The organism is Methylocystis sp. B8, from assembly GCF_005771425.1.
In the GTDB taxonomy this organism is placed as follows: domain Bacteria; phylum Pseudomonadota; class Alphaproteobacteria; order Rhizobiales; family Beijerinckiaceae; genus Methylocystis.
In genome coordinates, this window is the sequence record NZ_VBTZ01000010.1 from 17,872 (window position 1) to 29,705 (window position 11,834).

Annotated in this window: 12 protein-coding genes; all 12 read left to right on the top strand. The window is 62.0% G+C overall.

Annotated elements, in window-relative coordinates; genetic code table 11:
* Positions 1-6 precede the first annotated feature (6 nt).
* From FEV16_RS14155 to FEV16_RS14210, 12 genes are read left to right on the top strand one after another with little or no spacing between them, the layout of a single operon-like run.
* The gene (locus tag FEV16_RS14155) at positions 7-342 is read left to right on the top strand and encodes a type IV secretion system protein VirB3 (RefSeq protein WP_138168281.1); all 336 of its coding nucleotides are present in this window, start codon (positions 7-9) and stop codon (positions 340-342) included.
* The gene (locus FEV16_RS14160) at positions 335-2,707 is read left to right on the top strand and encodes a VirB4 family type IV secretion/conjugal transfer ATPase (protein WP_138168282.1); all 2,373 of its coding nucleotides are present in this window, start codon (positions 335-337) and stop codon (positions 2,705-2,707) included. The genes FEV16_RS14155 and FEV16_RS14160 overlap by 8 nt, the downstream gene beginning before the upstream one ends.
* Positions 2,704-3,414 (top strand): P-type DNA transfer protein VirB5, encoded by a 711-nt coding sequence (virB5, locus tag FEV16_RS14165; RefSeq protein ID WP_138168283.1) that lies wholly within the window; start codon positions 2,704-2,706, stop codon positions 3,412-3,414. Before FEV16_RS14160 ends, virB5 begins: the two co-directional genes overlap by 4 nt.
* Positions 3,411-3,695, top strand: coding sequence for an EexN family lipoprotein (locus tag FEV16_RS14170; protein ID WP_171015238.1), 285 nt, complete (start codon positions 3,411-3,413; stop codon positions 3,693-3,695). Before virB5 ends, FEV16_RS14170 begins: the two co-directional genes overlap by 4 nt.
* An 11-nt stretch (positions 3,696-3,706) precedes the next feature.
* The gene (locus FEV16_RS14175; protein WP_138168284.1) at positions 3,707-4,690 is read left to right on the top strand and encodes a type IV secretion system protein; all 984 of its coding nucleotides are present in this window, start codon (positions 3,707-3,709) and stop codon (positions 4,688-4,690) included.
* 42 nt (positions 4,691-4,732) lie between these two features.
* A complete protein-coding gene (locus FEV16_RS14180) occupies positions 4,733-5,035 on the top strand; it encodes a hypothetical protein (RefSeq protein WP_246657346.1) in 303 nt (100 codons plus the stop codon).
* A complete protein-coding gene (locus FEV16_RS14185; protein ID WP_138168285.1) occupies positions 5,028-5,702 on the top strand; it encodes a virB8 family protein in 675 nt (224 codons plus the stop codon). The genes FEV16_RS14180 and FEV16_RS14185 overlap by 8 nt, the downstream gene beginning before the upstream one ends.
* On the top strand, positions 5,699-6,562 hold the full coding sequence (gene virB9 / locus FEV16_RS14190; protein WP_138168286.1) for a P-type conjugative transfer protein VirB9: 864 nt from the start codon (positions 5,699-5,701) through the stop codon (positions 6,560-6,562). Before FEV16_RS14185 ends, virB9 begins: the two co-directional genes overlap by 4 nt.
* Positions 6,563-6,592: 30 nt before the next feature.
* Positions 6,593-7,750 carry a type IV secretion system protein VirB10 gene (gene virB10, locus FEV16_RS14195; RefSeq protein ID WP_138168287.1) on the top strand — a complete coding sequence of 386 codons (1,158 nt, stop codon included), beginning with the start codon at positions 6,593-6,595 and terminating at the stop codon, positions 7,748-7,750.
* On the top strand, positions 7,747-8,820 hold the full coding sequence (gene virB11 / locus FEV16_RS14200; RefSeq protein ID WP_138168288.1) for a P-type DNA transfer ATPase VirB11: 1,074 nt from the start codon (positions 7,747-7,749) through the stop codon (positions 8,818-8,820). The genes virB10 and virB11 overlap by 4 nt, the downstream gene beginning before the upstream one ends.
* Positions 8,810-10,885: a type IV secretory system conjugative DNA transfer family protein gene (locus tag FEV16_RS14205; RefSeq protein WP_138168289.1), complete on the top strand. Its 2,076-nt coding sequence runs from the start codon at positions 8,810-8,812 to the stop codon at positions 10,883-10,885. Before virB11 ends, FEV16_RS14205 begins: the two co-directional genes overlap by 11 nt.
* Positions 10,878-11,687, top strand: coding sequence for an LPD7 domain-containing protein (locus FEV16_RS14210; protein ID WP_138168290.1), 810 nt, complete (start codon positions 10,878-10,880; stop codon positions 11,685-11,687). Before FEV16_RS14205 ends, FEV16_RS14210 begins: the two co-directional genes overlap by 8 nt.
* The last annotated feature ends 147 nt before the right edge of the window (positions 11,688-11,834 follow it).

An 11,834-nucleotide genomic window follows, 5' to 3' on the forward strand; every position in this document is an offset into this window, starting at 1 on the left:
CGCTTCATGAGCGACGAACGCCTCGTCGAGGACACGCTTTTCCTCGCCTGTACGCGCCCAGCGATGATCCTCGGCGTGACGATGGAGGCCATGGGCCTCAACATCATCTTCTCGTCGATCTTATTCGTCTTGGCTGGCAGCCTGCTTTATGGCCTCGTCGCCTTGCCGATCCACTTCGCCTGCCGGCTCGTCTGCCGGCGTGACGCCAATCAATTCCGGATTCTTTTCGCCTGGTTCGAGACACGTGGCCGTTATCGCAATGCGAATCTTTGGGGCGGCTCCTCCTGCACGCCATTGCGGCTCGTACGCCGCTTCCGCACCGAGGAGCTCATCCATGGCTAGCGTCGCTGCGCGTATCAAAGCGCGAGAGGTGGAGTCTGGCGCCCACCTGCCCTATCTGCGCCATGCCACCGAGCACGTGGTCTCGCTCTCGACGCGGGCGCTGATCACCACGATTCGACTTTCTGGCGTCTCCTTCGAGACATCCGACGCAGCCGATCTCAACGACCTCCACGCCAAGCTCAATCTGACGCTGCGCAATATCGCTGACGAGCGGCTGGCGCTTTGGACGCATGTCATCCGTCGGAGGGCCACGGAGTATCCTGAGGGCGCCTTTCGATCGACGTTCGCGCGCGAGCTCAACGAGACTTATCGGGCGCGGCTCATCTCCGAGACGCTCTATGGAAACGAGCTCTACCTGACGCTCGTCTGGCATCCGGGACGCGACGCGACCGAGCGCGCGTCGCTGTTCTTTTCCCGCCTTGCTCGCGCGCAGCACGCCGGCATCGAGGTTGACACATTTGGGCTTAAGAAGCTCGATGACGTCTCGCGCGATCTGATGGCGGCGTTTGATCGTTATGGCCCGCGTCGCCTCGGCTTCATCGAACGGCGCGGCATCATCTTTTCCGAAACCGGCGCCTTCCTCCAGGAGCTCGTCGCGTGCGATCAGCTCCCCTTCCCGCTCGTCCAAGGCCCGATCGGGCCGGCGCTCTATGTCAACCGCCTGATCTTCGGGGGCGAGACGATCGAAATCCGCGCCCCCGGCGGTTCACGTTTCGCAGGCATGCTTGCGTTTAAGGATTATCCGGCGACGACCAGGTCCGGCCTGCTCGACGGCCTTCTCTCCGCGCCGTTCGAACTTGTGCTCGCGCAGAGCTTCGCCTTTCTTGGCAAGGCGGAAGCGAAGACGGTGATGACACGCAAACAGAACCAGCTTCTCTCCACCAACGATCCCGCCGCCTCGCAGATTGGCGATCTCGACGCGGCGCTCGATGATCTGGAGTCGAACCGATTCGTGATGGGCGAGCACCATCTGTCGCTTCTGGTCCTTGCCGAGGAACCAAGGGCTCTCCTCGACAAGATGAGCCAGGCGCGGCGCATTCTCGCCGACGTCGGCGCGGTTGTGGCGCGCGAAGACCTCGGGTTAGAGGCGGCCTTCTGGGCGCAATTGCCGGGCCTGTTCAAATACCGGGCGCGGGCCGGCGCGATCACTTCGCGCAATTTCGCGGGACTCTCACCCTTCCACGCCTATCCTTCAGGCAAGGCCGAGGGCAATCATTGGGGGCCGGCCGTCGCAGCGCTGAAAATTGCCTCGGGGTCGCCGTTTCATTTCTCGTTTCATGTCGGAGATTTGGGCAACACCTTCATCTGCGGCCCCTCGGGGTCGGGCAAGACCGCGTTCCTGACTTTCGCTCTGGCGCAGGCGGAGAAGCTCGATTGCCAGCTCGTCCTCTTCGACAAGGATCGTGGCGCCGAGCTCTTCATCCGGGCGATCGGCGGCTCTTACCTCGCCCTGAAGAGCGGCAGGCCCACGGGCTGCGCGCCCTTGAAGAGCTTCGATCTGACGCCGTCGAACCTCGCCTTCCTCGGTGCGTTGGTGGGCAAACTCGTCAGCGTCGAGGGAAGGCCGCTGTCGGTCGGTGACGAGCAGAGGATCGACAATGGCCTCTTGGCGCTGCGCGACATGCCGCGCCATGAACGATCCTTCTCGGCGCTGCGCGTCTTTCTCGGCCAGCGCGACACGGAAGGGATCGGCACCCGGTTGGAGCGTTGGTGTAAAGGCGGCGCGCTGGGCTGGGCTCTCGACGCTGACGAAGACGTAATCAGCATCGATTCTCACGCCTTTGGCTTCGACATGACCGAAGTCCTCGACGACCCTGTCATCCGCACGCCGTTGATGATGGTCTTGTTTCGGCGAGTAGAGGAGCTGATCGACGGGCGCCGCATCGTCATCGCGATCGACGAATTTTGGAAGGCGCTCGGCGACGAAGCCTTTCGTGATCTCGCCAATGACGGGCTCAAGACCATCCGCAAGAAGAACGGCGTCATGGTGTTCGGCACCCAGTCGCCGCGCGACGCGCTCGCCTCCCCGATCGCCCATACAATCGTCGAGCAATGCCCAACCCAGATCTTCTTTCCGAACGCCCGTGGCCAGGCGCGCGACTATGTCGACGGCTTTCATCTAACCAAAACGGAATTTCGGCTGATCCGCGAAGAGCTTTCGACCGAGAGCCGTCGCTTCCTCTTGAAGCAAGGCCACGATGCGGTGGTCGCCGAGCTCGATCTCAAGGGCATGGATGACTTGCTCGCCGTCCTCTCCGGCCGCACGGCGACCGTCGAGCTCGTCGATCGCCTGCGCGTCGAAGTTGGCGACGATCCGACCAAATGGCTCCCACTCTTTCATCAGCGACGAAAGGGGCTCGCATGAAGCCGCCTGCTCGATTCATTCCTCTCGTGATCATAGCCTCCCTGCCCTTTCCGGCCTCAAGTCAGGTCGTTTTCGATCCGAGCGTGTTCGCCCGCCAGTTCGATCAATTGATCGAGATGAAGAAAGAGGTCGAGACTCTCTCTTCGCAACTGAAAGTCGCGCAGGATCAGCTCGCGCAGGCGAAGCAGCTCTATGACTCCTTCAATAGGCTGACGAACGCCAATGACGTCGCGAGCCTCCTGAACTCATCGGAGTTTCGGAAATATCTGCCGGGGGAATTCTCGCAGATCGAGGGACTGATCAAAGGATCCGGCTCGGGCGGCTTCGCCTCTTCCATCGACAGCTATCTTTCGCAAAACCGCCTCTATACAGAAAATCCGGGAAACTCCTTCTACGCCTCAGAGCTCGATCGTATTGCTCGCCAAACGGGCGCGAAACACTCGCTCGGTCAAGCCGTCTATGACACGGCCTCTCGGCGCATCGATCAGCTTGAGGAACTCCGCCGCCAGATCAGCGGCTCCAAGGACGCCAAGGAAGTACTCGATCTCTCGGCGCGCCTCCAGGCCGAACAGGCGTTGCTACAAAACGACGTGCTGCGCCTGCAAGGCCTCGCGATGATTCAGCGCGCGCAAGCGGACATGGATTTCGAGCGCGAGCGCGAACACGGTCGCCAGCTCGTCCAAGAAATGAAAGGAGCCCTGAGGTGAAGCGATCTCTCCTTGTATTTGGCTCGCTCGTCATTCTCGCGGCTTGCGGCGACAAGGCCAATGACAAGTCGCCATCTCGATCTACGTCGCCCCAACCGCCGAAAGCGCGCACCGTGCTCGAGTTCCTCGAAAATCCAGAGGCGCTCGACGAGGCCTGGGCCAGGTGCCGCAATGATCCGGGCGGGCTCGGCGCCACAGGCGAATGCGTCAACGCCGGCTACGCCAAGGAGCGGCTGATGATGCTCGGTAGAGAACGGGCCATTCAAAGCCTGAAGCGCTAAGGGAAAAGCAGATGGCGATTCAGGTCTTCGACGAGTTCTTGAAAGAGTTCGAGCAACCAATCACGCAGTTCGTCTCGAACGCCGTTCAGAACGTCTCGTCCTATGTCGACGGACCGCTGCAAGTCGCGGTGATGCTGTATATCGTGGTTTACGGCGTCGCGGTCATGCGCGGCGCGATCCAGGAGCCGATCCTCGATTTCGCCTGGCGTTCGATCCGTATCGTCGGTGTCATCCTGCTCGCGACGAACGCCGCCTCCTACCAGCAATATGTCACTGGGCTCTTCTTCGAGTCGTTGCCCAAAGAAATTAGCAACGCCATCGCCGGCGGCGGCCTCGATATGAAATCTGGTCAGCCATTCGATCAATTGCTCAACAAGGGCGTTGAGGTCGCGACACAGATTTACGAGCAGGCTGGGATCACCAACATCGCGCCCGCTCTGATCGCCGCCATCCTATTGGTCTTCACCGCCGTCAGCGGCTTCCTGCAGTTCGCAATCATGCTCTATGCGAAGGTCGGCCTCGCGCTGGTGTTGGCGCTCGGACCGATCTTTATCGCGCTCATGCTTTTTGAAGCGACGCGCACATTTGGCGAAGCCTGGACGCGCCAGCTCGCCAATTTCGTGATCCTGCACGTCCTCGTCGTCGCGCTGATCGGGCTGATGCTGACGACCGTCGGACATTTCGTCGACAAATATGGCGCCAACGCCACGACCGGCGGCCAGTTGATCGTCGGCGCCGTGGCGATCAGCGCAGTGCTCGGCCTTGCCGCCTATATCGCTCTGCAATTGCCGGAGATCGCCGGAGCGCTCGCCGGCGGGGGCGCATCGCTCGCCGCCCACATGCTCAACCGCTGGATGGCGGCCACTGCAACCACCGCCACCCTGGGGGCGACGATCGGCGCTTATGCCGGCGCCCATGTCGCCGCGACACGGACGATCCAGGGGCTGCAGCGACGTCGGAGAGGCGGCAGCATCCGTCACGTTCCCGCGGAATAACGAACACTCGCCATCTTGAAGATCACGGTTTTCGGAGACGCAATGTCGGCACGAATGGCATTCTTGGCGCTGGCGCTCGCCACGCCTCTAACCGGTTGCGCAAGTCTCACAGGCGTAAGCGCGCCGTCCTGCGACGGCTCGACGCGGCGGCCGCTCAATCGGTCGCTTTGGGATTGGGAGAACGCTGCGCCGGTTGAACCGCCGGCTCCGCCACCCGCTGTTGGCGAACCACTCATCCGCAAGGGCGAAATCGACAGGGCGCGTGCGAGCGAGCGAACCGTCACTCTCCCCATATTCGATATCGCCGCTTCGACGCGGCGTTGCGGGGAAGCAGACCATGGTTGAGCGCGGCGATTTGAAGGCCTATTTCGAACGCGCTCGCCTCTGGGAGCAGGATCTCCTTCTCTCGGCGCAACGCTCGAAGCGCATCGCCTGGGGCGTCGCGGCGGCGGCCTCGGCTCTCGCTTTCGTCTCGATCGGCGCGGTCGCGGCGCTCACTCCGCTCAAGACCGTCGAGCCCTTCGTTATTCGCGTCGACAACGCGACCGGCATTGTCGATGTGGTTTCCGCCCTGAAGGACCAGCCGCAGGCCTACGACGAGGCGATCGCAAAATATTTTCTTGCGCAATATGTGAGAGCGCGGGAAGGCTACAGTTTTGTCGAGGCGCCCGCCAATTTCCGCACCATTTCGCTGCTCTCGACCCAAGGCGAGCAGACACGCTTTTCGACCCTCTATCGGGGCTCAAATCCCGACAGCCCGCAGGTCGCCTATGGCAAGAGCGGCGTCGCCGAAATCCGCATCAAGGCGATTTCGCTGCTGGGTCCCAACCTCGCCTCGGTGCGCTATTTGCGCGAAGTCCGTCATGGCGACGAGATCAAGCTTTCGCATTGGATCGCAACGGTCGCCTTCTCGTTCGAGAAGAAGGCGACGATCTCCTCCTCCGATCGCCTGATCAACCCTCTCGGCTTTCTCGTCTCCGAATACCGTTCCGACCCAGAGACCGCGCCATGACGAACCGCTTCTCCTTCGCTGGCGCCATGGCGATGATCGCTTGCGGGATTTTGCTCGCGCCTTTGCCGGGCCTCGCCCTGCAGCAACCGATGGCTGGATCGCGCGACGCGCGCATGCGAATGGTCGCCTATGACCCCTTCAACGTGGTCAAAATCAACGGCGTCATCCGCGCCTCGACCCAGGTTGTCTTTTCCGAGGACGAAGAGATCGCTCATGTCGCGATCGGCGATTCCGTCTCCTGGGAAGTCGCGCCGGCCGGCAACATCCTCTTTCTAAAGCCGCGCGAAAGGCACCCTCCGACCAATCTGCAGGTGGTCACGACGCGCCGGGACGGCCGCAAGCGCTCCTATCAATTCGAGCTGTCAATCGCCGAAAGCTCGCTTGGTGAAAGCTACTTCATGGTCCGCTTCGCCTATCCGGGAGACGAGGCGGAAGCGCGCCGCTACGCCGCCGCATCGAGGAACAGCGAGATGGAGGCGCGCGCAGTCGATGAAGTCTTCGCGCTCCACAACGCCACAGCGCCGCGCAATTGGAGCTATTCGGCGCAAGGGACGCCGAATCTCGAGCCCGACGCCGTTTATGACGACGGCAAGGAGACGACGCTGCGCTTTGAGGGCAATCGAGAGGTGCCGGCGATTTTCATCGTCGCCGCTGATGGGACCGAAAGTCTCGTGCCAAAAGATGTGCGCGGCGAACTCGTCGTGGTCCATGCGGTCGGGCACGAATTGCGCCTGCGCCAAGGCGCGGAAGTGCTCTGCATCTTCAATGAAGCCTTCGATCCAGTGGGCGTCAACCACATCACGCGAACGACGAGCCCGAGCGTCGCCCGGCTGCCACGACGCGCGGCGCGGACGCGATGACGATCACAATCATGTTCAAGGGCGAAAACAATGAATGAAGATCCGCCAACTGGCCCCCTCGATCAGGAGCGTCGCATCACGCCGGTCTCTTCCGTTGGAGAAGCGCCGCTGCCGTGGCGCAAAGGATTGGGCGTCGTCGGTCTCGTCACGCTCTGCGGCCTTGTGCTGTGGGCGAGCTGGAAGCGCGCGCCAACCGAGTCCGAGGCGCGACAGAAGCCGACGATTTCTGTGGCGAATGCGTTCGAACGTCCGCGCGACCCGCCGGTCGCTCGGCTGGAGCCGGTAGCGCTTCCGGTCGCGGCGCCGGCTGTTGTCGAGAGATCCAAAGCCGATGAGCTCATGGACAGCGCGCGACGCGCGCCTGTGCTCGTCTTCAATCGGCCACAGCAAACCAAATCCGGCGCGCCGACGATCCCGTTTCCCGGCATAGATACTGAGCCGACGGGCTCCATTTACGCGAACGGCTATGGCGTTACGGAAGCTCGCAACGAACTCGCGAGCAACCTTAAGCCAACCGCGATCGAAGGCGTGCGGGCGGCGCGTCTCCCCAATCGTCATCTCGTGGTGACGCAAGGAACCGCCATCCCCTGCGTCTTGGAGACCGCCATGTCGTCGGACGTGGCCGGTTTTGTTTCGTGCGTTATTGAACGTGACGTCATGTCCGACTCCGGCCAAGTCGTGCTGATGGAGAAAGGGACGCAAATCGTCGGCGAATACCGAAGCACTCTGCGACGCGGCTCAAGGCGCATGTTCGTGTTGTGGACCCGGGCAAAGACGCCGACCGGCGTGATCGTTGCGCTCTCGAGTCCGGCGACCGATGCGCTCGGGCGCTCCGGATTCGACGGCGAGATCGACAATCATTTCTTCGAGCGGTTCAGTGGCGCTCTGTTGCTCTCGATCGTCAACGACGCCGGACAAATCGCCGGCGCCCGGCTGTCACAGGCCAATGTTCAAGTCAATTCGCTCCAAAACTCAGGACAAGGCGCTGCGTCGATCGCTACCGAACAATCGATCAACATTCCGCCGACGCTCTATAAGAACCAAGGCGAACTCGTCTCAGTCTTCGTCGCCCGCGATCTCGACTTCTCTTCCGTTTATCGGCTGCGGATCATCGAAGGTCGTACGCAAATTCTCGACCGGACAATTGCGGGCGGAGTACTCGGACCGCAACGGATCACGAAACCATGAGCGGCGAGGGAGCGGCCGTTCTGGTCGATTTCCTGCCTGCAGATAGGCTGGATGACGCCGCGCCGTCGGCAGAGCGCCGCGTGCTGCTGCGATTGCTCGAGCCGATCGCCGACCTCCTCGCCGATCCCGAATTGACCGAAATCGTTGTCAACAGACCGGGCGAAGTCTTCACCGAAGGCCCGCAGGCTTGGACGCGCCATGAGCGAAAAAGTCTTAGCTTTTCTCATCTGATGAATCTCGCGACCGCCGCGGCGGCCTTCACGCGCCAGGATATCGCGGCCGACCATCCAATTGTCTCAACCGTTCTGCCGATGGGCGAGCGCTGCCAGATCGTCATTCCGCCCGCCGTGCCTTTGGGCACGGCGAGCCTCACGATCCGCAAAGCAGCCGCGGCAACGATGACCCTCGAAGAATTCGAACGCCGTTCGCTTTTTGCCGATGTTCGCCAAGCGAGCGACGGGCTATCCGTCGAGGAAGAAAAGCTCGTCCGTCTCAGAGACGAAGGCTGCTGGCGCGAATTCCTCGAACGCGCCGTCGCCAGCAGGCGCAACATCGTCATTTCGGGAGCGACAGGCTCGGGCAAGACGACGCTCGCCAAAGGCCTCGTGGCCTTGATCCCTGATAATGAGCGCATCCTCACCATTGAGGACACGGCGGAGCTTTCCGTTCCGCAGCCCAACCACGTCCGTCTGCTCTACGCCAAGGACGGCTCCGGCGTCGCAAAGATCGGCCCGCGCGAATTGCTGGAATCGGCTTTGCGCATGCGCCCCGACCGCATCCTGCTGCAGGAGCTGCGCGACGGCACGGCCTTCTACTATCTGCGCAACGTCAACTCGGGTCATCCGGGTTCAATCACCACGGTCCATGCCGATAGCGCGCGGCTCGCCTTCGAGCAGCTCACCCTGCTCGTCAAGGAGAGCGCCGAGGGGCGCGAACTCGCGCGCGAGGACATCAGGCGACTCTTGCATCTCACGGTCGACATCGTCGTTCAGATGAGTCGCAACAATGGTCGCTACCGCATCACGGAAATCCACTATGATCCCGAGGCCAAGCGCCGAAATGCGTTCTGAATCGAGATCGCTTAGAAGTTTCTCCGCTTTCTGCAAGATCGCGCGCCCGGAAGGGGAGCGATCCTGGCCGCGGCTGGCGCTCGCGATAGGTCTTTCGCTCTTGGCGGCGGCGATCTTTCTCCTTGTCGCGTCAAACGTGCTGTTGATCGGCCTGCGCGCCCATGACGGCGGCCTGCATCTCTTTGATATTTTGACCCTGGCGCCGCAGTTCGGAGTCGACAAACGCCTCGACCGCTGGCTGACTATCGGCTTCATCGCTGGCGCTGTCACGACATTCGCCCTGCTCGGCATGATCTTGCGCGCCAGGCCGAGGCCGCTCCATGGCGCCGCGCGCTTCGCCACGCCGCACGATATCAAAGCGGCGGGCCTACGCGCAAAAAACGGCCTCTTGCTCGCCCAGGTGAATGGCAAGCTTCTGACCTTCGGCGGAACGGAGCACGTCATCGTCTATGCCCCGACGAGATCCGGCAAAGGCGTCGGGGTCGTCATTCCCAATCTCCTCTCCTGGAGCGACAGCGTCGTCGTGCTCGACGTCAAGAAGGAGAATTTCATTAAGACGGCGGGCTTTCGCGGCGCACATGGCCAGAAGGTCTATCTCTTCGATCCCGTAGATCCCGAGGGCCGCACGGCGCGCTATAACCCGCTCTCTTGCGTGCGCCGAGATCCGGCTGATCTCTATGACGATCTGCAGCGGATCGCCGGCATGCTGTTTCCCCCCGAACCGCGCGGCGATCCCTTCTGGACGGAAGCGGCGCGTTCGGCCTTCATCGCCATTGGTGGCTATATCGCCGAAACGCCGCAACTGCCTTTCACCATCGGCGAAATTCTGCGTCAGCTCACAGCGGCTGCCGATGTCAAGGCACATTTCGAGCGCGTTTTAAGCGGGCGGAAGGACGGCCCAGACCAGCTCTCGGCCTCTTGCGTCGCGGCGCTCAATGATTTTCTCGCGGCTTCAGAAAACACGCTGCAATCGGTGCGCAAGACCGTCACCGCGCGCCTCGGGCTGTGGCTCAATCCGCGCATCGACGCCGCGACCTCGGCGAGCGATTTCAATTTGAGCAAATTGCGCTCCGAGGCGATCTCGATCTATCTCGCGGTGACACCCGACAATCTCGACCGGCTGGCGCCGCTCCTCAATCTCTTCTTCCAGCAGGTGGTCGATCTTAACGCCCGCGAACTACCCCAACACAATCCGGCGCATTCGCGCCAGCTTCTGCTGCTTCTCGATGAATTTCCCTCTCTCGGCCATGTCGGGGTGCTGGCGAAGAGCGTCGCCTTCATCGCCGGCTATGGCGTTAGGCTGCTGACCGTCTTGCAGAGCCCCTCGCAATTGCGCGCGATCTACGGCGCGGACGAAGCCAAGAATTTTCTGACCAACCATGCCATCGAAATCGTGTTTACCCCAAAGGAGCACGACGTCGCCGTCGAGCTTTCGGAGCGTTTCGGAACGCAGACGGTGGAAGCGAAGAGCCGATCGCGGCCTTGGGGCTTTTCCAATCGCTCCCGCTCCGAGACGATCTCAGATCATCGGCGTCCCCTCCTCTTGCCCCAGGAATTGAAACTCACGCCCAAAGCCAAGGCCTTCGTGTTGATGGCCGGCGTTCCGCCGATCCTCGCCGACAAGCTCGTCTATTACGAAGATCGCCGCTTTACGGACCGACTCCTCCCGCCGCCGATCATCGAACCGATGCCGGCGCCAACCCATGAAGCGCTCGCCTCGCAGGTGCTTCAATTGCAACAGGACGTCGCCGAATTGCGCGCTATCGTCATTCGCCGCCCGTTGACCGATGCGGAAATCGATGATCCCGCGTCGATCCCCGCCGACGCGCTCACAAATCTCGGCGACGTGCCGCTCGATCTGGAGAACGTCTCGGAAGGGGCGCTGAACGACTGGGTCGCGGGCTATATCGACGGCGCCGCTCGCTACAACGCGAATTCGGAAGCCACTGAGGCGAGCGTGAATTCGAGCGCCTCGCAGCCCCTTGAGAGCGAAGACGCGCGCGCCAAGGGCGCGGCAGGACGCGGCCAGCGGCGCAAGCGAAGCCTGGAGATGAGCCGTGGCTGAGAACGACAAAGATGGCGACCGCGCGTTCGAGTTGAAGCGAGCTGCGCAAGACAGCGACGACAAACGGGGCGACGCCACTGATCGACGCGCGGCTTCGGGGACGGGCGGCGCAGCCGAATTCGATTTTCTACCTGCGCATCTGCGCCGCAAATATTACGTCGTGGGGATCGACGCGACGGAAGCGAGAATCTACGCTGATCGCGACGGCGAATATCTAATCGCGAAGGCCGGCCGTGACCGCCTGGTGACGCTCATCGCCAATGTCGAAATCGTCCGTGACCTCGTCGCCATCGCCGCGCATCGCGGCTGGGAAAGGATCGAGCTGTCGGGCTCGTTAGAATTTCGGCGGGAGGCCTGGCTCGCCGCCTCCGCGCGCGGGATCGAGGCGAAAGGCTATGAGCCATCAGAACTCGATCGCGCCGCGCTAACGAAGATGCAAGGGCGATCTGAACATCGCCAGCAGCATGCCTTCGAACACAACCAGAGAAGCGCGGGAGCGTCGGCTCGGCGCTCTGTACCTGAGCGGAATTCAGATGGCGGAGCTGACGACCGCAACGCCCGCTCGCATCTCGCCCTAATCGAACGCATCGCATTTGCGGCCTTCCCCAAAGACGCCGAAGCGCGCAAGCGCATTCTCGACGCGGCGCGCGAACGCATGGCGCATCATCGACGTCGTGGCGCCCGCTTCGATCGGGCGGAAATCGTCGAGGGAAAAACCAAGCAGTCGTGGGAGACGCCAAGCAAGTCCGCTGGAAGAACCAGAGACGCGGATCACACCGAGCGTGCCTATAGGAATCGGTAACGCCCGCCACGCACGCCGCTGCAGGGCGTCGATATTTGAAGATTTCATGATTCACGCCGCGATCTCGTCGCAAATGGCGCGATATTTTTGTCGCACGTCATCTTGATTCGATTCGTGATCGTCGCGCCACCCCGAGCTGGCATTTCC

Excerpts from the sequence above, each read along its gene's own strand:
- FEV16_RS14155 (WP_138168281.1), top strand. The coding sequence starts at position 7 with ATGAGCGACGAACGCCTCGTCGAGGACACGCTTTTCCTCGCCTGTACG.
- FEV16_RS14160 (WP_138168282.1), top strand. The coding sequence starts at position 335 with ATGGCTAGCGTCGCTGCGCGTATCAAAGCGCGAGAGGTGGAGTCTGGC.
- virB5 (WP_138168283.1), top strand. The coding sequence starts at position 2,704 with ATGAAGCCGCCTGCTCGATTCATTCCTCTCGTGATCATAGCCTCCCTG.
- FEV16_RS14175 (WP_138168284.1), top strand. The coding sequence starts at position 3,707 with ATGGCGATTCAGGTCTTCGACGAGTTCTTGAAAGAGTTCGAGCAACCA.
- FEV16_RS14180 (WP_246657346.1), top strand. The coding sequence starts at position 4,733 with ATGTCGGCACGAATGGCATTCTTGGCGCTGGCGCTCGCCACGCCTCTA.
- FEV16_RS14185 (WP_138168285.1), top strand. The coding sequence starts at position 5,028 with ATGGTTGAGCGCGGCGATTTGAAGGCCTATTTCGAACGCGCTCGCCTC.
- virB9 (WP_138168286.1), top strand. The coding sequence starts at position 5,699 with ATGACGAACCGCTTCTCCTTCGCTGGCGCCATGGCGATGATCGCTTGC.
- virB10 (WP_138168287.1), top strand. The coding sequence starts at position 6,593 with ATGAATGAAGATCCGCCAACTGGCCCCCTCGATCAGGAGCGTCGCATC.
- virB11 (WP_138168288.1), top strand. The coding sequence starts at position 7,747 with ATGAGCGGCGAGGGAGCGGCCGTTCTGGTCGATTTCCTGCCTGCAGAT.
- FEV16_RS14205 (WP_138168289.1), top strand. The coding sequence starts at position 8,810 with ATGCGTTCTGAATCGAGATCGCTTAGAAGTTTCTCCGCTTTCTGCAAG.